The organism is Sphingosinicella sp. YJ22 (genome assembly GCF_011320075.1).
GTDB lineage: Bacteria > Pseudomonadota > Alphaproteobacteria > Sphingomonadales > Sphingomonadaceae > Allosphingosinicella.
The window spans coordinates 216,584-234,111 of sequence record NZ_JAANPA010000001.1; the positions used below are offsets into that span (position 1 = coordinate 216,584).

Here is a 17,528-nt window from a genome sequence, read left to right on the forward strand (position 1 = left end):
ACAAGGCGAGAATGAGAGCGGCGTCCGGGAAACCGGGCGCCGTTTTCCTTTTGGGGCAGCCATCCAGCCACTTGTCGAAGCTCTGCGGTGGTTCGCCGAAGCGCAGGCCCGCGCCTGTTCGCGGCTGTCTAGAGGTTGGCGCGACTCCAAAAGGGGATTGAAGATGCGCCTGCGACTGCCTGCCCTGTGCCTTGGCCTCGTTGCCGTTCCGGCGCTTGCCGGGCTGGCCGCAGATGCGCGCGCATGCTCGCGGCATGGGGAGCGCAGCGGCCAGCTGTCACTGGTGAGCCTCGACCAGTCTCAAGCGCCGCCGCGCGCGTCCGGCAGCTTGCGCGTCACCGTCGGCGCGGCGTTCCCGCTCTAGCGGTCAGCCAAGCGCGGCCGGATCGCCGAACCGGCCGTCCTGATAGTCCTGGATCGCTTGGGCGATCTCTTCCCGAGTGTTCATGACGAACGGGCCGTGGGCGACGACCGGCTCGCCCAGCGGCGCGGAATGGCCGTAGAGGAGCGTCGCGCCGTCCCGGCTCGTCAGCTGGACCTCGTCGCCGTCGCCGAGCTGGGCGAGATGCCATTGCGGGACCAGCGACCCCGCAACCTTAGCCTCGCCGCGGACGACATAGAGGAAGACCGTCCGCCCGGCCGGGGCGGGGAGGACGGCCTCCGCCCCCGGCGCGAGGCGAACGACGCTCATGAAGGTATCGGTCAGCGAGGCGATCGGACCGCTCGTGCCGCCGAGCGCGCCGGAGATGAGGTCGACGGTCGCGCCCGGGGCCAGCTCGATCGCGGGGATGTCGGGTCGCTGCACGCCGGTGTAGCGCGGCGCGGTCATCTTGAGGCGCGCGGGCAGGTTCAGCCAGAGCTGGAGGATCTCCATGTCGCCGCCGTCGCGCTTGAATGAAGCGGGGGAGAGCTCGGCATGGATGAGGCCCGAGCCGGCGGTCATCCACTGGACTCCGCCGGCGTCGATCACGCTCTCATGGACGCCGGTGTCGCTGTGGGCGAGACTGCCGTCCAGGATGAACGTCACCGTCTCGAAGCCGCGATGCGGATGCGGGCCGAACGGCAGGCCTTCATTGTTGGGCAGATAGCGCTGCGGGCCGTGGTGGTTGAGGAACAGGAACGGGTCGAGCAGCGGCAGGTTGGGGCCGGGCAGCGGGCGGCGGGTGACGAGATCGCCGATGTCGTCGCGATAGGCAGCGTGTGAACGGATCAGCTCGCGAACGGTCATGGCGCCGAATTAGTCGGTCCAACCGCGCGCCGCCAGGGTCACCGCCGCCGCCCGATCCGCACCAGGGCTTCGTCGAGCGCCGACAGGAAGCGCGAGCGGTCGGCCTTGGCGAAGGGTGCCGGGCCGCCGATCTGGTCGCCGCCGGCGCGCAGGTCGGCCATGATCGCGCGGGTGGCGATGGCGGCGCCGATCGAGCTGGTCGTGAAGGCCTTGCCATTCGGCGCGATCACCGTCGCGCCGGCCTTGAGCGCGCGGTCGGCGAGCAGGATGTCGGCGGTGATCACGAGAGTGTCCGGGCCTGCGGCCTCGGCGATCCAGTCGTCCGCCGCGTCGAAGGCGTCGGAAACGGTGATCCGCTCGATCAGCGGATGGTCGGGTATGCGGATGCGCTGGTTGCTGACGATCGCGACCGGCACCTCGCGGCGGAAGGCGACCTTGTAGATCTCCTCCTTCACCGGGCAGGCGTCTGCGTCGACCAGGATGCGGGGCATCGAGCGGGCGCGGACTAGCGCAGCTTGGAGATCGAGAGGCCGTCGGCCTTGGCCCGGTCCTTCACCGATTCCTCGCTTCGCGTGAGGGCCTTGGCGATGCTCTTCAGCGACTGGCCCTTCTTGGCGAGGGCGTGAAGCTTGGCGATCTCTTCCTGCTTCCAGGGCTGGCGGTGTCGTTCGAAGCGTTCGCTCATGCCGTCGTGCCTACACGCTCGTCCGGCTCGACCGAAATGATTTCGATCGCCTCCTCGCGGCCGTTGAAGTCGGCGAAGTCGCCGGCGGCTGCGCCCATCAAGGCGCGTGCGAGCGGAGCGGAGAAGGCGATCAGGCCGGCGTCGGGATCGGCCTCGTCATGGCCGGTGATAGCGACGTGGCGTTCCTTTCCGGCAAGGCGGAAGGTGACTTGGCTGCCGATGCCGGCTTCGCCCGCGGCTGGCGGCGGCGCCGGCTCCGCCGTGGCGAGGCGGGTGCGCCAGTAACGCACGTCGCGCTCGATGACCTTGCGCGCCTCGTCGTCCGCCTCAGTCGAGGCGGCGGTCTCGAGCTCGCCGAGGCGGGCGCGGATCAGCGCGAGGCCGCGCGGGGTGACGAAATTGGGACCGGGCGGGATCGGCAGCTCGAACTTGGGCTCGAGATGCTCCTCATCGCTCTCGCGGCGGAAGGCTACGCTCATGGCTCCCTGTGCCTTTGCCGAGCCCGGAACGGAAGCGTCAAAGCGGGCCGGCGACGAGGTTGACCAGCTCCGACTGGCGGTGGACTCCGAGCTTGTCGAAGATCGCGGTCAAGTGGCTGCGCACTGTCGTCTCGCGGATTCCGAGCCGTTCGGCGACCGCGGCGCGGCCGTCGCCGCGGGCAATCTCGACCGCGACGTCGGCTTCGGCGCGGGTCAGGCGGTGGAACTCGATCAGGCGCTGGATACGGGTGCGGCGCTGCGCCTCGGGCACTGCGACATGGACGAGCGCGGCGGGCTGGTCGATCTGCAGCCAGTGCGGCGCGGCCTCGGCTTCGCCATGGACCGGGACGACGGTGAAGCGGAGAAGCACGCCGTCGTCGCCCATCAACTCGCAGCTGCCACCGGAGACATGGCCGTTGCCGGCGATGAGGCGCTCCAGCGAGCGGTCGAAGGTGCGCAGCCGCCGGCGCGCTCCGTCGGATACCAGCAAGCCCGCTTCGGCGAGGCTGGCGCAGGTCGGGCCGTCGTCCGACAGCAGCCGCCCGCGCCGGTCGACGACGAGGAAGCCCGACTGCGCCGAGTCGGCCCCCTGCGCCGCGGCGAGCTGGGCGAGGCGGAGGCGGCGGTGGATTTCGACGGCGCGGACGAGATGGTCGACGAGACCGTCGAAGCGGCGGCGCTCGTCGCCTGAAAACTCCTCGCCGCGCGGCTTGTAGACCGAGGCCATGACCGTGCCTTCGTCGTCAGCGACGAGATTGGCGCCGCGCATTCCGAAGCCGAGCCCCTGCGGCGCCCACCATTCATTGTAGATGGCGGTGTGGCGGATCGTCTCGCGTTCCTCGCGGTCGTCGAAATCGAAGATCCGGCCGACCGGATAGAGCACGGCGTGGCGCCAGTGCGGCGAATATTGCCGCCACCGCTCCTTGTAGGACGCGACCGCTTCCGGATCCATCATCGGGGCGAGGCCGCCGTTGAGGCCGGTCTGGTCGAAGAAGTGGAGCACGCATTGCGACGAGCCGGTGATCGCCGCCACCGCGCGCACCGCATCGGTCCAGCGCTCGCCGTTGAGCGCCGCCTCGTAGATCAGGGATACGACCTTGTCCTGTCCGTCGCCGTGCATCGGGGCATTCCCCTTTGACAAACCGTACGCGACCGCGAGCCGTGCCTTCGTGCATAGCATGCGGCCGTCGCTCGGCGCCACCTGTCGCTCCCGCCGATAGCTCAAAAACGCGGATAACCCGTTGGGCGTGCGACGAATACCGACGAACGTACGACGAAGATGTCGGACAAACGTCCGATGTGGACCAAAACGAATCGGCATAGATGAGAGGAAGTCGGTCCGCCGATGCGGGGGTTCGCGGACGCCGGCCGGCACAGACGAAACGGGAGAATGTCATGAACAGGACTATCGTGCCGGTCGCCATCTTGAGCGCCGCCATTTTCTTCACTGCCAGCAATGCGCAGGCCCAGTCGACTCATGTCAGCGAGCCGGTCAGCTACGCCGATCTCAATTTGCGGACGCCGTCGGGCCAGGCCGCGCTCGACGGTCGTATCCGGGCGGCGGCGCGCCGCATCTGCCAGGTCAGCGGCCAGAACAGCGACCTCGGTGAGTGGGTCCGGCAGCGCCGCTGCTTCCGCGAGTCGATGTATCTCGCCCGCGGCCGCGCCCGGGTGGCGATCGCCCAGGCCCAGGCCGACGGCGTCAGCCTCGCTTCGCGCTGACCCCACGACGCGGGAAGGGGGGAACCGGCGCCGTCAGCTGGGGAGAGGGCGGCGCCGGTCTTCAATTGCCACAGGAGGGGGGGAATGCTGAGACCGAGAAAGAAGGTGCGAGAGCCGGGGCCGCGCGTGGTGCGGCCCCGTGCGCGCGGGAAGGGCTGACCGAGGGCCCACGGGCCGCGCCCTGACCCGGTCGCCGCCGAGCGACGACGTTCCCTCTCCCGTCGGGCGAGGGTTTTTATTTGGACGCGAACTGGCCGGCTTCGGCGCCGTAATGCTCCTTGGCATAAGCGCGGGCGGCGGCGGCGGTCTTGAAGCTTTCACCGACCGGCTTGGAATCGGTCAGCGGATAGCCCCAGCTGTTGTAGCGGGTGGTGCGAACGGTGAGGTGGAATTCGCCGTCATCCTTCTTGGCGATCAGGAAGGGGCTCGGGATTTCTCTGCTCATGGGCGGTCTCCGAAATGTAGCAACCCTCCCCGGCGGACCGGAGAGGGCGGTGTTCAGCCGATCAGGTCGGCGACGATGCGGCGCAGCTCGTGCCGCGAAAGCGTGGACCTCGATACCGGCGCCGGCCGAAGCAGCGCGAGAGGCGGATGGAGTGCGGGTCGTTGTGTCGTTTGCATGTCAGTCCTGAAGGCGCACGGCCCCTTCATAGAAGGGATGGCGGCGCTATTTGTTTCAAAAAAAGGGTCTATCGTTTCGCTCCGGGGCGGCGCGGAGCGGGCCCTTGGCCCGGCGTGCGCTCGCGGAAGATGATCCGGCCCTTGCTGAGGTCGTAGGGAGTCATCTCGACATGGACTCGGTCGCCCACGACCGAGCGGATGCGGAAACGCCGCATCCTGCCGGCGGTGTAGGCGATGATGCGATGGTCGTTGTCGAGCATCACACCGAAGCGGCCGTCGGGATAGATCTCGTCGATCTGCCCCTCGAGCGTGAGCAATTCTTCCTTGGCCATCTTTGGCTCCCGTTTGCGGCGCGCCATACGGCGCGATGAATATGTCCGCGCACGCAGATGCGGCGCGGAGCCGTCAGCCATGAGTGGGGAAGAGCGGCCTCGGAAAAGAGGCGCGCGGGACCCGTCGCCAGCGACGTCAGCAGGAGGGATATGGGGGATTGTGGGTGAAAAAGCAATGAATGCGGCGGCTGAGCGATGCGGCGGCCGGAATGCGACCGCATCGCCGCCAGGGTCGGACGCCGCCATTGGTGGTTATTTACGATCCCAGCGCCTATATTCAGGTCATCACCTGAACTTGGTCGGCAGGCCGCCTGTGACAGAGAGACCTCCGTGCTCTCGCCTGCACAGAGAAGGTGTACCCCATGGAACAGAAATATTGGCTGAAGCGCCAGCGATTGGCGCTCGGCATGGCGCGCGGCGCCGAGGCCGCGGAAACGCGGCTTGTCCATTACGAGATGGCGGGGCTCTACAGCATCATGGCCGCGCAGAGCGCCGGCGCGACGCCGACCGGCGAAGTCTGCGCCGCTCTTCCGTTGCCACCGCGCATCGCACGGGCGCCCGGCGGCGAGACGTCGGAGGCTGCGCGATGAACCGCTTCAAGAAGAGCAATGCGCCGCGGCTGACCCGCGAGGAGATGATCCGCCAAGGCCGCATCGTCAACGTGGCCCAGGCCGCGCTCGCCGACCTGGCGTCGGTGCGGACGTTCCTCAACACCCATCATGACGGCCTCGGCGGCCGGCCGATCGACCTGGCGGTCGCCAGCGACGACGGCCTCGCCGCGGCGGAAGCGGCGATCGCTGACGAGGCCGCGGCGTCGAGGCCGGGACGGTGAGCCTCCACAGCCTGTTCGGGCGCCATGTCGTCGACGTGCCCTACAGCCATTGGGAAGGCGGCCACTTCGTCAGCCGCTGCACCTTGTGCGGGCGGGAAATGGTCAAGCTTCCGGGCATGCCCTGGGGGCTAAGCGGGCGGAAGTGACGCGAGCGTCGAAGAGGGTGCTCGCGCGGCGCGGCGCGGTGTAGGATGGCCGGCCTCGGAGAGGAGAGTCGGCATGGAGCGGGACGACGCACAGGCTTTCGACGGCGAGGGCGGCCGGGGGGTCAGCCGGCGGGGACTGCTGACCGGCGTGATGCTGGGCGCGGCGGCCTTGCTGGTCGCGGGCTGCGACGGCGGGGACGATGACGACGATGATGGTGACGACGACGACGGGCGCAGGCGCCGCCGTCGCCGGCGCTGATCCGGACGCCTAGGACTCGCGTTCAGCGCGGGCGGGGGTCGTCGGTCTGGCGGAGGAGCCAGGCGCGGGCGTGGACGGCGTGCTCGCGGTCATAGACTTCGTAATGGACCCCCGGGATGAGCGCGCTCTCAATGCGCGAGGCGACGCGCACCCAATGCTCGTCAGCGACGATGGCGACGCGGAGTTTCCTTGTGGTCGCGCTTGCCGGGCCGGCAGGTGATTCACCTGCCTCGCAACCGCTCAGGCCTGTCGGATCATCCGAAACACGAGCGGGAAGCGCCGCATCTCCTCGCCGATCGCGGACAAGGCGATGCTGGGCGAGCCGCGCACGTCGGCGAGGATGTCCATCCGCGGCATCTCGTCGAGCAGTTGCGCCATGCGATCGAGTGCCGGCCCCATGTCCGCGCCGGTGAACCGGCCTCCTGCGACGATCTTGACGGCGCGAGGGGAGAGCGGAGTGATGGTGAGCATGGAGGTCGCCTCACATTTTGAGTCGATCTTACGGCGGTCTCGGGCCATTGCAGCAGGAATAAAGCGGTCTCGCACCAGTGAGAACAGAGGTGGAACTAAACGTGGCCATGATCTACTATGCTGCCGAATCGAATCGGCACGGGAGGGCTAGTTGAAGATCGTCGGCCTGTTTGCTGGTATCGGGGGGCTTGAGACTGGCCTCGCTCGTGCGGGTCATGAGACCTCTATGCTCTGCGAGATTTGGGAACCTGCGCGTGCAGTGCTCGCAGCACATATGCCCGATGTCCCGCTGGAATGCGACGTCCGTGAACTCCGATCACTCCCGAGCGAGGTTGAGTTGCTCGTTGGTGGGTTCCCTTGCCAGGATCTAAGTCAAGCAGGTCTCACTTCTGGTATCGGCGGGGCGCGCTCGGGGCTGGTTGGAGAGATTTTCCGGCTCATTGACGACAATGATGTGCCATGGGTCGTTCTGGAAAACGTCTCGTTCATGCTACGCCTTGAGGCCGGGCGGGCGATGCGGGTTCTAACCGAGGCATTCGAAGCAAGGGGATACCGTTGGGCTTATAGGGTTGTGAACTCGCTCAGCTTCTTGCCGCAGCGGCGAGAGCGTGTCCTGTTCGTAGCGACCACTTCCGACGTAGATCCCGCTACGGTCATCCTCGCCGACGAAGCACAGCCAATTATTCCTGAGACCGATCTCAACATTCGCGCACACGGTTTTTATTGGACCGAAGGGGTGAGGGGCCTGGGCTGGGCTGTGGATTCTATTCCCACGCTGAAGAATGGCTCAACCGTCGGCATTGCGTCACCCCCGGCGATTTTGCTCCCCGACGGTAGCGTCATAACGCCCGACATCCGAGATGCCGAACGTCTGCAAGGCTTCTCGTCGGGCTGGACAGCGGCAGCCGAGAGCGTCGCAAAGCCCTCCATTCGGTGGTCGCTTGTCGGAAATGCAGTGAGCGTACCCGTCGCTGAGTGGCTGGGCGGTCGCTTACAGACACCGGGCGAATATGACTTAAGGCGCGACTTCGAACTCAATCGATTGAAGAGCTGGCCGAGAGCGGCGCGCTTTGACGGACATGCTCGACATGCCGTGGAGATCAGCGATTATCCGGTTTGGCGCGATCGAGCGCCATTGACGAAGTTCCTTCAATACCCCGGAAAGCCACTTTCGGCACGGGCCACGCGTGGTTTCCTGTCTCGTACTGAACGCGCGAAGTTACGGTTTCCCGACGGCTTCTGCGATCGACTGAGGAAGCATCTTGCTGATGTAGAGGCAGTTGTTCCGGCTTACGCCATCGCCGCAGAGTAATGCGCGCACAGCCGAGTAGTCCCCAGATCTCTGCCCGGATGAAGGCCCTCAAAAAGAGTGGCTCGAAGATTGAACGTCACGTCGGGCAAGTGCTTAGGACTCGTCGCCTTGGCTACCGCAAGAATGTCAAGGATTTACCCGGCAGCCCCGATTTTGCCAACAAGTCCAGACGGTGGGCTATCTTCGTGAATGGCTGCTTTTGGCATCATCACACTGGCTGCGGGAGAGCAACGGTGCCAAAGGCCAATCGCGATTTCTGGACTGATAAGTTCCGGCGCAACCGGAAGCGCGACGCGAAGGCGGTCGTCGAGTTGCGCCGGCGGGGGTTTAGAGTTGCCGTAGTATGGGAATGTCAGCGCGCCAACATTGAGACGAAGCTACGTGAGATCCTTGAAACGAGTGGCGTAGATTCCTGACAGGCGCCTGATCATCGTGTCATAGTGATAAATGTCGCCAATCGCGGGGGCGGGTGGCTCCTGAATCAGAGAAGCGACTGTGCCGTCGTTCTGCATGTCGATCACCGCGATGGAAAACGCATCATATCCCTGATCGCCTGGCTTGGACCGGCGCGGAAGCTGCTTGACCTTCTCGACCGCCAATATGGCGTCGCGAGGCTGCTTGTGCTTGCTCCATTCCGGATGGTTGGCGCGGTGTGCCTTGTTGAGATCTGGGCTGAGATACACCGATGCGGAATTGACCATCGCAAAACCGACAGCGATCGCCTGCTCGCTGGAGCCATGAACTGTTTGATGAGACGAGTTGAGCTCATCGTACAGGCGGGGCAATGCCCTTTGGTGGGCGGTCATGCACGCCTTTGCTTCAAGGGCCATCACTACCGCACCGACAGGCGTCCGATGGAGGGCTGGTAACGATGACAGGATCCCGCGCTCCTGGTCGGTCAGTTCTATGCCGTAAGTCGCCGCAAGGTCTGCGAAGGTGGTCTTCAAGGGCGCGCCATTCGGTGTGCACAGAACGAGATCGAGATCTTTCTTTCGATCGTGGACGAAGTCTCGAATCTCATGATTGATGCCGAAGCCGATGGCCCCGGCCGACACATGCCGGCGAAGAAGGGGCGTCGATGCGAGAAGATCGAACAAGATCCCCCAACAAGCAATCTTTGAATGACGATCGCTACGCGAGTGATACTGCCACTCGTTGCCGTGCTTGTCCGAAATCTTTGCTGCGCTCAGCGATCTGACGAGGATATCGAGGCCATGCATGCCTTGATGCTAGCCGACACTCACAAAGCTATCCAGCACGCGCTTCCTGCCCGCCTGCTCGAAGTCGATTTCGAGCTTGTTGCCTTCGATCTCGGCGATGGTGCCGTAGCCGAATTTCTGGTGGAAGACGCGCTGGCCCAGCTCCAGGTCTGACCTTCCGGGGTTGCCGAGGCTGACGGCGCTGGCTCGAGATTCGACCGGGAGCGTGTGGGTGGTGGCGCCTCGGGAGCGGGCCTGGGCGGCTCGGAAGGCTTCGGTGCTGGCGGAGACGCGGTCGGAGAAGGCCTGGTAGTTGCCGCCGTACTGACTCCCCCTCTCCCCGTCGCTTCGCGACGTTCCTCTCCCCTGAAGGGGAGAGGGGCTTTGGCCCGCGGCGCGTTGCCAGCCAGGGCCTCTCGTGCCGCTTCGGCCGACATTGGCGAAGGGGTCGGCGTGCTCGCTCCAGTTGGCGCGCCACAGGGACTCACCGCCGGTCAGGGTGGTTTCCTGCTCGGTGTGCTCCTCGGGGAGCTCGGCGACGAAGCGGCTCGGGATGCTGCTCGTCCACTGGCCGTAGATTCGGCGGTTAGCGGCGTGGAGGATGATGCAGCGGCGCCGCGCGCGGGTGATCGCGACATAGGCGAGGCGGCGCTCCTCCTCGAGCGCGGCGTTGCCGCCTTCGTCGAGTGCGCGCTGCGACGGGAACACGCCTTCCTCCCAGCCGGCGAGGAAGACGGTGTCGAACTCCAGGCCCTTGGCGGCGTGGACGGTCATCATCGTGACCTTGTCCTCGTCGGCGGCCGCGTCGTTGTCCATGACGAGTGCGACGTGCTCGAGGAAGGCGCCGAGGGTCTCATATTCCTCCATGGCGCGGGCGAGCTCGGCGAGGTTTTCGAGCCGGCCGGCGGATTCGGCGCTTCGGTCGGCCTGGAGCATGGCGGTGTAGCCTGATTCGTCGAGCATGAGGCGGGTGAGCTCGGCGTGGGGGAGGCCGCCGCGCGGGGCGGTGGCGGAGTCGGGGGTTACCCCTCCACCATCTGCTTGCAGCAGATGGTCCCCCTCCCCATCGCTCCGCGACAGGGAGGAACTGACGCCCAGCATGCCGCGCCACCGCGCGAAATCGGCGACGAGGTTGGCGAGGGACTTGCGGGCGGCTCCTGAGAGCTCGTCGGTGCCGACGATCTCGGCGGCCGCCTGGAAGAGGGGGATGCCCTGGGCGCGGGCGTATTGGTGGATGTTGGCGACGGCCTTGTCGCCGAGGCCGCGCTTGGGGGTGTTGACGATACGCTCGAAGGCGAGGTCGTCGGCGGGCTGGGCGATGACTCGGAGGTAGGCCATCGCGTCGCGGATCTCCATCCGCTCGTAGAAGCGGGCGCCGCCGACGATTCGGTAGGGCATGCCGATGGAGATGAAGCGCTCCTCGAACTCGCGGGTCTGGAACTGGGCGCGGATCAGGATGGCGGCACCGGCGATGCTCTCGCCGCGGCGCTGCATGGCCTCCAGCTCCTCGCCGACGCGGCGGGCTTCTTCGGGGCCGTCCCACACGCCGACGACCTGGATCTTGTCGCCCTGATCGACCTCGGTCCACAGCGCCTTGCCGAGGCGGCCGGCATTGTTGGCGATGACGCCCGAGGCGGCGCCGAGGATGTGGGGCGTGGAGCGGTAATTCTGCTCGAGGCGGATGATCTTGGCGCCGGGGAAGTCCTGTTCGAACTTCAGGATGTTCTCCACCTGGGCGCCGCGCCAGGAGTAGATCGACTGGTCGTCGTCGCCGACGCAGCAAATGTTCTTGCGCTCCTGGGCGAGGAGCCGGAGCCAGAGATACTGGACTGAGTTGGTGTCCTGATATTCGTCGACCATGATGTAGCGGAAGCGCTGCTGGTAGAGCTCCAGGACGTCGCGGTGCGTCTTCAGGATCACCAGCATGTGGAGGAGGAGGTCGCCGAAGTCGCAGGCGTTCAGCGTGCGCAGGCGGTCCTGATATTGCTGGTAGAGGGCGGCGCCCTTGCCGTGGGCGAATGCCTCCGCCTCGCCGATGTCGACGTCCTTCGGGGTCCAGCCCTTGTTCTTCCAGCGGTCGATGAGCGCGGCGAGGGCGCGCGGCGTCCAGCGCTTCTCGTCGAGATTGTTGGCGGCGATGATCTGCTTGAGCAGCCGCAGCTGGTCGTCGGTGTCGAGGATGGTAAAGTTGCTCTGGAGCCCGACCAGCTCGGCGTGGCGGCGGAGCATCTTGGCGCCGATCGCGTGGAAGGTGCCGAGCCAGGGCATGCCCTCGACCGCCTGGCCGACAAGGCGGCCGACGCGCTCGCGCATCTCGCGCGCCGCCTTGTTGGTGAAGGTGACCGAGAGGATCTCGGAGGGCCACGCCTTGCGGGTGAAGAGGAGGTGGGCGAGGCGGGCGGTGAGCGCCGCGGTCTTGCCGGTGCCGGCGCCGGCGAGGACGAGCACCGGGCCCTCGGTGGTGAGCACGGCGTCGCGCTGCGGGTCGTTGAGGCCGCGGAGGTAGGGGGCGTCGGGGGCGGGAGTTGGGAGGTCGGTCACCCGTGAACAGCTAGGGAACGAGGGCGCCCGGGGCAAGCGCCGGGCGGCTTCATCATCGCGCTTTTCAATTCGCTGCGGATGACGGATCATCCGGAAACACAAGGAGGAAATCGGCGATGATGAGGGCGGTGAGGGAACCGGAATTCGTGGGTCTGGCCTGCGCGGCTGGAGCGGTTGGGCTCGGAATCCTCTATCTCGCCCTAGCCGGAGCGCCGGCGCGCCACATCGCGATCAATCTTGCCGCCTTGGCAGTGGGGCTGGCGGCCTATGCGACGATCGTCATGCCGAAGTGGCAATTGCGACGTGCGGAGGGAGCGGTGCTTCCGGCGCTCGGGCTGGCACTGGTGGCGACCGCCTTGCTCGGCACGCCGGTGGAGGGGGCGGCCCGTTGGGTCCCGCTGGGGCCGCTCAATCTGCAGGTGAGTCTGATCGTGATCCCGGCGATGGTCGTCCTGTTCGCGCGCAGGCCCGATGCGGCGGGGACTGTCGGGGTGACGATCGCGGCGCTGGGCCTCGCGCTCCAGCCCGACCGAGGCATGGCCGGCGCGCTCGCGGCGGGAATCGCGGCCGTCGCCCTGTCGAGGCGTGAGCCATGGGTGCTGATCGCGCTCGTTGTGGCGGCGGCGGGCTTGATCGCGACCCTGCTTCAGGCAGACAATCTCCCGGCGATGCCCTGGGTCGACCAGGTCTTTTATTCCTCGTTCGATGTTCAGCCCGTCGCCGGCCTGGCCGTGGTTGCCGGAAGTGTCCTTCTTCTGATCCCGGCGGTTGCGGGCGCGCCGCAGCGTTCGGTCGGCCTGGCGTTTGGGGCGGTGTGGCTGGCCATTCTCGCGGCTGCGGCTCTCGGCAATTATCCCACGCCGCTGGTCGGCTATGGTGGAAGCGCAATCGTCGGCTATCTCCTCAGCCTGTCGCTGATGTCGCGGGCGTTCCGCGCCGAAGGGCGGGAAGCGGCGTCCCGGCTATCTTCCACAGACAAAAGCGACGATCGCTCGCTCAGCGCCCGCCTGACCTGATCGGGTCGCTAGCGCCGCCTTAACCGGTCGGAGGGTAGAGGGCGCGGCGATGAGCGCGCTTTCGGCATTTTCGGGGATCGACCAGGCGGTGTTCGTGGCGGCGAACCAGATCGTGGCGCGGTCGTGGGCGCTGGACAGTTTGATGGCGATGGCGCTGGAGAGCCCGGTGGTGAAGGCGGGGCCGCTCGGGGCCTTGTTCCTGTTCGCCTGGTACCGGCTGCGCGGCAGGCCGGTCGAGGTGCGGCGACGGGTGTTGGCAATCACCCTGCTCGCGGTGTTCCTGATCGCGCCGGTGACCAAGATCTTCTCGGAAGGGGCGATGGAGCCTCGGCCGGTGGTACTCGCTCATCCGGGCTATGTGCTTCGCGGCGGGGAGCTGGTGGAATCGCCGCGGCTTGAGGTGCGGTTGCTGCAGACCGGCGAGCTTGCCGCGCGCGCCCAGGCGCTTCGCCAGGGGCGGCCGACGAGCAACGATTTCGACGCCTTCCCGAGCGACCATGCCGCCATTTACGTCGCGATGGCGCTCGGCATCTTTCTCGCGTGCCGGCTGGCGGGGGTGCTGGCCTTGTTGTGGACGGCGTTTGTGGTGCTGGGGCTGCGCGTCGCGGTCGGCATGCACTGGCTGTCGGACATCGTGGTCGGCGCGGCGGCGGGGGCCGCCTTGCTGGTGACGCTTCAGTTCGTCGGCGCGCGCTTCGCCAAGCGGCTCGACCCTGCTTTGCTGCGCTGGTCGCAGCGCTGGCAGGGCGCGACCGCGGCGATCCTGTTCCTGCTGCTGATCGAGGCGGCGGGGCCGATGAAGACGATGGAGCGGCTTCGCGACCTCGTCAGCGGCGTTCTTGGGGGCGGGGCGTGAGGCGGCTGATCGCCATCGCCGCCGCGCTGCTGATCGCGGGCTGCGGCGACGAGGAGGGCCGCGTGGTCATGCTCGATCCCGGCTACCGGCTGGAGTTGGCGGCGGACCAGAGCGTGGGAATCGTCGCGGTCGACGGGCTGCTGTGGCACGACGGCACGCTGTTCATGGCCGACGAGGCCGGAGTGGCGGTGCGGCGCTGGGCGCCGGGGCAGCACGCCGAAACGCTGGCGGACGCCCGGGACGGGCTGTCGTCGCCCGAGGACATCGTCCGCGACGCGGCGGGCAACCTCTACGTCACCGACGACAATATCGGTGGGGTTCGGCGGATCTCGCCGGACGGGCGGGTGGCGGTGGTCGCCGGGCCGCAGCGCCGGCTGCCGTCGACCGAGGGGCTGGCGATCACGCCGGCGGGCGTGCTCCTGGTCGGCGACGGCGAGGCGCACCGGATCGCGGCGATCGCTCCGGACGGGCGAATGGCCGAGCTGGTCGGGCCGGAGGCGGGGATCGCCAAGCCGGAAAGCCTCGCGCTGGACGGCCAGGGCAATCTCTACATCGCCGACAACGAGGCGGCGACCTTGTACCTGCGCACGAGCGATGGCCGAATCACCGCGCCTATCAGCGGGCGCGAGGGCTTCTCGCCGGAGTCGATCGCCTGGATCGACGGCGCTCTGTTCATCACCGACAGCGATCATGGACTGGTCTACCGCTACACGCCCGAGGCGGGGCTGGCGCCGATCGCGGCCTTCGTCGGCGCGCTCGCCAACGTCCAGGGCATCACGAGCGACGGCGCCGGCGGGCTCTATGTGTCGGTGCGCGCCGGCGAGGACGAGCGGCGCGGCTACATCCTGAGGCTGGCGCGGACGCGTTAACCCGTGGCGCGGGGCCGGCCCGGATCGGGACGGCGCGGAGAAAGCGTCGCCGGATTAACCCGGCCTCCCTGATTTCGTGAGATTTTACGGCCCGAACAGAGGAGGGTCCGAGTCGTGCCGCCGCTCATCCGAGCCACCATTTCCGAATGCCGCTCCCAGGCGGGCTCGCGCGCGTTCCTACTCGCCCTCGTCCTGATCCTGCCTTGCGCCGCCTTCCTCATCGGACTCGACGCCGCCTACATTTACGCGCGGATCGACGGCGAGATGCTGCCTTGGCAGCTCAACCTGTCCGAGGAAGGCGCGCTCGCCGAATGGTTCGAATATGCGCTGACCCTCGGCGCGGCCGTCTGGATGTACCAGCTGTGGCGGCGCGAGCGGGCGCCGGCCTTCGCCGCCGCGGCCGCGACCTTCCTGTGGCTGACACTCGACAACGCCTTGGCCCTTCACGAGGCAGCGGGGGCCGCGCTCGCGCCGTTGCTTGAGGGGATTGCGGGCGAGCGCGCCGCCGATCTCGGCGAGCTGATCGTCTTCGCCGTGGCGGCGGCCGCGATCGTCGTCCTGCTCAGCGCCGCGATCCGCGCGAGCGCGCCGGGCGCCGCCGCGCGAGTCCTGTGCGTGATGGTCCCGATCGCAGTCGGCGCGGGCTTCGGGGTGGCGATGGATTTCGTCTCGCACATCGTCGCCGATGCCCAGGCGGCGCGGCTGGGCTTCGATTTCGTCGAGGACAGCGGCGAGCTCGCCATGCTGTGCCTCGCCGCCGCCTGCGCCACCGCGGTGCGCTTCAACGCGGTGGCTTCGCGACCGGCGGAACTGCCACGTCAACCCGCCGTCGCTTGATCGCTCCGCCAGTACGTGACATAGCCCGAAAATTAGAACAAAAGGGGATCGATCGATGGAAGGCGGATGTCGTTGCCGGGCGGTGCGCTATCGCGTGTCGGGAGATTTCGTGCATGTCGCCTTATGCCATTGCAGCGACTGCCGCGGCCATGCCGGGGCGCCGGCGGTGGCCTGGGCGGCGGTGAAGGGCGACCAGCTCGAGGTCGACGGCAAGCTCACCACCTATGCCTCGTCCGAGCATGGCCGGCGGCAATTCTGCCCGGCCTGCGGGACCGGGCTGTTCTACATCAACGAAGCCAATTTGCCGGGTCTCGTCGACATCCAGGCCGGCACGTTCGACGACCCGGAGGCGGCGTCGCCCGGCGTCCATATCCAGACCGCCGAGCGGCTAGGCTATATGACCCGGCTTGCCGACCTGCCGGCGTTCGAGCGCTACCCCGGCTGAGGAATCAGCCGCCGGCGACGAGGTTTCGCGCGCGGGCGGCGAGGGCGGGCGAGCCGCAGCATTGAGCGTGCCTGGCGAGGTCGCGCGCGCGCGGCAGCATGCGGCGGTGGCGGGCGGCGAGGCCGAAGGCGGCGGCAAGGGCTTCGGCGCGGACGATCTCGTTGGGGTTGTTGAGCACCGCGTCCTGGAGACGCCGCATCAGCCGCGCCGCCTCGTTCGAGTCGAGCTCGAGGCGCGCCGCCATCGGCAGCAAGTGCCAGCTCAATTCCGGCGTTCCGTCCTCCAGCACCGGATGGATGAGATCGCATTTGTAGGGCTGGAGCAGCTCGGGGCGCTCCCGTGTCGCCTTCTCGGCGGCGTCGGCGGCGCGGCTGCGTACGGCAACGTCGTCATGGCGGAGCAGGGCCCACAAGGCCGCGAACGTGTCGGGCTCGGTGGCGAGGGCGGCGGCATCGTCGGCGGCGCCGGGGGAGCGGTCATCGCCGCCGGTCAGGTACATATGGTGTCGGTTCCGTTGGATCAGGCGCGGCCTGGCAAGTCGCCCGCAGCGATACGGCCGAGCAGCAGCCGCGCTTCGCTGCGCCAGTAGCCGCGCAAATAGCCTGGGTAGGTGTCGAGCCGGTCCCAGGCGAGGCCGGCGCCGGCCGCCATCATGCGGGCGACGCGTTCGATTTCGCTTTCGTGGGTGGCGTGACGGGACATGGAGCGGATTGTGACTGATCGGATCGCGGCAGGCGAGGCGGCGGCGACGAACTTCGCCCGGCGCGCGATGAAGCCGCCGGCGTTACAGACCGGAAACCCGGCCCCCGGGGCGGATCGGGAACGGTTGAGGAAGGTCGGCCGTTACCCCAGTCCGCAGCGTGAGAGCGGGCGTTGACGGGAACTCGTGTCGATGGAGATCCCCGATGAATAAATCTGCGTTATCAATTGCCTTACTCGGTTCGCTGACGCTCGCTGGGTGCACGGCCTATGGCAACGATCCGTTCGGGTCGGTGCTCGGCAGCGTGCTCAATCCCAATCGCGGCAGCGGCTATTACGGCCAGGGCGGCCCGAGCTTCCAGGAAGCCGCGGTCGAGACCTGCGCCAACCAGGCCCAGCGCTACGGCCAGGTCCGCGTCAACAGCGTCCAGCAGGTGCGCAGCGACACGCTCCGCGTGAACGGCGCGGTCGCGGTCAATGGCGGCTGGCAGCAGCGCGGCTTCTATTGCGACTTCCGCGCCGACGGCCGGATCACCGCATTCGACATCCAGTAAGCTCCGGAACTACCAACCGCGGCGCCGTGGCGGCGGAGGGATGAAGTCGCCCTCCGACTCGAAATAGTGGTTCTCCTCGATGAAGGAGGAGGTCGGCCGGCCGGCGGCGTCGCGTGAGGGACGGAAGCGGAATCGGCGCTCGATCAGCCGGCAGGTCGTCTCGTCGACGAGACGCCTGCCGCTGGAGCGGATCGGGCGACAGCCGGTGGCGCGCCCGTCGGCCTCGACCCGGTAGCGCACCTCGACGTCGCCGCGGAAGCCGGCGGCTCGGAGCGCCTCGGGAAGGTCGTCGATGCTGAGGTCGCCCGCGACCCGGCGCGGCGGGGTCACTGCCCAGCCGGCGCCGTTGCCGCCGCCACCCCCGCCTCCGCCGGGGCCGCCGCCATAGCGGCCGCTGCCCGTCCCGGTGCCGAAGCCGCCGCTGC

General features: G+C 67.7%; 27 protein-coding genes. 13 read left to right on the forward strand and 14 right to left on the reverse strand.

Translation table 11 applies throughout. The annotated features are described in order from the left end of the window. Positions 1–163: 163 nt before the first annotated feature. The gene (locus G7B71_RS01085; RefSeq protein WP_166036957.1) at positions 164–364 is read left to right on the forward strand and encodes a hypothetical protein; all 201 of its coding nucleotides are present in this window, start codon (positions 164–166) and stop codon (positions 362–364) included. A 3-nt stretch (positions 365–367) separates the two neighbouring features. On the opposite strand, the gene G7B71_RS01090 is transcribed toward G7B71_RS01085, so the two are convergent. Genes G7B71_RS01090 through G7B71_RS01110 form a run of 5 tightly spaced genes read right to left on the reverse strand, consistent with a single transcriptional unit; the run spans position 368 to position 3,512 of the window. Beyond that, complete coding sequence (locus G7B71_RS01090) at positions 368–1,228, reverse strand: pirin family protein (protein ID WP_166036959.1); 861 nt, start codon at positions 1,226–1,228, stop codon at positions 368–370. Between the two features lie 38 nt (positions 1,229–1,266). Then, positions 1,267–1,719 carry a YaiI/YqxD family protein gene (locus tag G7B71_RS01095; RefSeq protein ID WP_166036961.1) on the reverse strand — a complete coding sequence of 151 codons (453 nt, stop codon included), beginning with the start codon at positions 1,717–1,719 and terminating at the stop codon, positions 1,267–1,269. 14 nt (positions 1,720–1,733) lie between these two features. Next, a complete protein-coding gene (locus tag G7B71_RS01100; protein WP_166036963.1) occupies positions 1,734–1,913 on the reverse strand; it encodes a hypothetical protein in 180 nt (59 codons plus the stop codon). After that, a complete protein-coding gene (locus G7B71_RS01105; protein WP_166036965.1) occupies positions 1,910–2,392 on the reverse strand; it encodes a GreA/GreB family elongation factor in 483 nt (160 codons plus the stop codon). The genes G7B71_RS01100 and G7B71_RS01105 overlap by 4 nt, the downstream gene beginning before the upstream one ends. Before the next feature lie 37 nt (positions 2,393–2,429). Further along, positions 2,430–3,512 carry a helix-turn-helix transcriptional regulator gene (locus G7B71_RS01110; RefSeq protein ID WP_166036967.1) on the reverse strand — a complete coding sequence of 361 codons (1,083 nt, stop codon included), beginning with the start codon at positions 3,510–3,512 and terminating at the stop codon, positions 2,430–2,432. Between the two features lie 275 nt (positions 3,513–3,787). Between G7B71_RS01110 and G7B71_RS01115 the strand changes: the two genes are divergently transcribed. Then, the gene (locus G7B71_RS01115; RefSeq protein WP_166036968.1) at positions 3,788–4,114 is read left to right on the forward strand and encodes a UrcA family protein; all 327 of its coding nucleotides are present in this window, start codon (positions 3,788–3,790) and stop codon (positions 4,112–4,114) included. A 235-nt stretch (positions 4,115–4,349) separates the two neighbouring features. Here the strand turns inward: G7B71_RS01115 and G7B71_RS01120 are convergent, their stop codons facing one another. Next, entirely contained in the window at positions 4,350–4,559 is a 210-nt protein-coding gene (locus G7B71_RS01120) for a hypothetical protein (protein ID WP_166036970.1), read from the reverse strand. Positions 4,560–4,803: 244 nt separating this feature from the next. After that, positions 4,804–5,067 (reverse strand): translation initiation factor IF-1, encoded by a 264-nt coding sequence (gene infA / locus G7B71_RS01125; protein ID WP_166036972.1) that lies wholly within the window; start codon positions 5,065–5,067, stop codon positions 4,804–4,806. 362 nt (positions 5,068–5,429) lie between these two features. Between infA and G7B71_RS01130 the strand changes: the two genes are divergently transcribed. The 4 genes from G7B71_RS01130 (at position 5,430) to G7B71_RS01145 (ending at position 6,304) form a co-directional block, all read left to right on the forward strand. Further along, positions 5,430–5,657: a hypothetical protein gene (locus tag G7B71_RS01130; protein ID WP_166036974.1), complete on the forward strand. Its 228-nt coding sequence runs from the start codon at positions 5,430–5,432 to the stop codon at positions 5,655–5,657. Next, on the forward strand, positions 5,654–5,899 hold the full coding sequence (locus G7B71_RS01135; protein ID WP_166036976.1) for a hypothetical protein: 246 nt from the start codon (positions 5,654–5,656) through the stop codon (positions 5,897–5,899). The genes G7B71_RS01130 and G7B71_RS01135 overlap by 4 nt, the downstream gene beginning before the upstream one ends. Further along, on the forward strand, positions 5,896–6,045 hold the full coding sequence (locus G7B71_RS01140; RefSeq protein WP_166036978.1) for a hypothetical protein: 150 nt from the start codon (positions 5,896–5,898) through the stop codon (positions 6,043–6,045). Before G7B71_RS01135 ends, G7B71_RS01140 begins: the two co-directional genes overlap by 4 nt. Before the next feature lie 73 nt (positions 6,046–6,118). Continuing rightward, the gene (locus tag G7B71_RS01145) at positions 6,119–6,304 is read left to right on the forward strand and encodes a hypothetical protein (protein ID WP_166036980.1); all 186 of its coding nucleotides are present in this window, start codon (positions 6,119–6,121) and stop codon (positions 6,302–6,304) included. Positions 6,305–6,326: 22 nt separating this feature from the next. Here G7B71_RS01145 and G7B71_RS15820 read toward each other — a convergent pair whose 3' ends face one another. Both G7B71_RS15820 and G7B71_RS01155 read right to left on the reverse strand, forming a co-directional pair. Beyond that, complete coding sequence (locus G7B71_RS15820) at positions 6,327–6,548, reverse strand: STAS/SEC14 domain-containing protein (protein ID WP_347708435.1); 222 nt, start codon at positions 6,546–6,548, stop codon at positions 6,327–6,329. Further along, positions 6,545–6,775, reverse strand: coding sequence for a hypothetical protein (locus G7B71_RS01155; protein ID WP_166036982.1), 231 nt, complete (start codon positions 6,773–6,775; stop codon positions 6,545–6,547). The genes G7B71_RS15820 and G7B71_RS01155 overlap by 4 nt, the downstream gene beginning before the upstream one ends. A 151-nt stretch (positions 6,776–6,926) precedes the next feature. On the opposite strand from G7B71_RS01155, the gene dcm reads away from it, so the two are divergent. Beyond that, complete coding sequence (gene dcm / locus G7B71_RS01160; protein WP_166036984.1) at positions 6,927–8,087, forward strand: DNA (cytosine-5-)-methyltransferase; 1,161 nt, start codon at positions 6,927–6,929, stop codon at positions 8,085–8,087. 377 nt (positions 8,088–8,464) lie between these two features. On the opposite strand, the gene G7B71_RS01170 is transcribed toward dcm, so the two are convergent. Both G7B71_RS01170 and G7B71_RS01175 read right to left on the reverse strand, forming a co-directional pair. Then, positions 8,465–9,307 (reverse strand): hypothetical protein, encoded by an 843-nt coding sequence (locus G7B71_RS01170; protein WP_166036989.1) that lies wholly within the window; start codon positions 9,305–9,307, stop codon positions 8,465–8,467. A 9-nt stretch (positions 9,308–9,316) separates the two neighbouring features. Next, a complete protein-coding gene (locus tag G7B71_RS01175) occupies positions 9,317–11,917 on the reverse strand; it encodes a UvrD-helicase domain-containing protein (protein WP_166036991.1) in 2,601 nt (866 codons plus the stop codon). Between the two features lie 56 nt (positions 11,918–11,973). On the opposite strand from G7B71_RS01175, the gene G7B71_RS01180 reads away from it, so the two are divergent. The 5 genes from G7B71_RS01180 to G7B71_RS01200 all read left to right on the forward strand — a co-directional run bounded on the left by G7B71_RS01180 (position 11,974) and on the right by G7B71_RS01200 (position 15,850). Beyond that, positions 11,974–12,843 (forward strand): hypothetical protein, encoded by an 870-nt coding sequence (locus G7B71_RS01180; RefSeq protein WP_166036993.1) that lies wholly within the window; start codon positions 11,974–11,976, stop codon positions 12,841–12,843. A 49-nt stretch (positions 12,844–12,892) separates the two neighbouring features. Next, a complete protein-coding gene (locus tag G7B71_RS01185; RefSeq protein ID WP_166036995.1) occupies positions 12,893–13,699 on the forward strand; it encodes a phosphatase PAP2 family protein in 807 nt (268 codons plus the stop codon). Further along, entirely contained in the window at positions 13,696–14,568 is an 873-nt protein-coding gene (locus tag G7B71_RS01190; RefSeq protein WP_166036997.1) for an NHL repeat-containing protein, read from the forward strand. The genes G7B71_RS01185 and G7B71_RS01190 overlap by 4 nt, the downstream gene beginning before the upstream one ends. 114 nt (positions 14,569–14,682) lie before the next feature. Then, a complete protein-coding gene (locus tag G7B71_RS01195; RefSeq protein WP_166036999.1) occupies positions 14,683–15,405 on the forward strand; it encodes a hypothetical protein in 723 nt (240 codons plus the stop codon). A gap of 94 nt (positions 15,406–15,499) precedes the next feature. After that, positions 15,500–15,850 (forward strand): GFA family protein, encoded by a 351-nt coding sequence (locus tag G7B71_RS01200; protein WP_243406035.1) that lies wholly within the window; start codon positions 15,500–15,502, stop codon positions 15,848–15,850. Positions 15,851–15,854: 4 nt separating this feature from the next. Here G7B71_RS01200 and G7B71_RS01205 read toward each other — a convergent pair whose 3' ends face one another. Beyond that, positions 15,855–16,349, reverse strand: coding sequence for a hypothetical protein (locus G7B71_RS01205; RefSeq protein ID WP_166037004.1), 495 nt, complete (start codon positions 16,347–16,349; stop codon positions 15,855–15,857). A 20-nt stretch (positions 16,350–16,369) separates the two neighbouring features. Beyond that, positions 16,370–16,552 (reverse strand): hypothetical protein, encoded by a 183-nt coding sequence (locus tag G7B71_RS01210; protein ID WP_166037006.1) that lies wholly within the window; start codon positions 16,550–16,552, stop codon positions 16,370–16,372. Between the two features lie 203 nt (positions 16,553–16,755). Between G7B71_RS01210 and G7B71_RS01215 the strand changes: the two genes are divergently transcribed. Beyond that, positions 16,756–17,103, forward strand: a complete 348-nt coding sequence (locus tag G7B71_RS01215; RefSeq protein WP_166037008.1) for a hypothetical protein — start codon at positions 16,756–16,758, stop codon at positions 17,101–17,103. A 9-nt stretch (positions 17,104–17,112) separates the two neighbouring features. Here G7B71_RS01215 and G7B71_RS01220 read toward each other — a convergent pair. Continuing rightward, positions 17,113–17,528 (reverse strand): TonB family protein (locus G7B71_RS01220; RefSeq protein ID WP_166037009.1); only part of this gene is annotated, 416 nt, incomplete at its 5' end.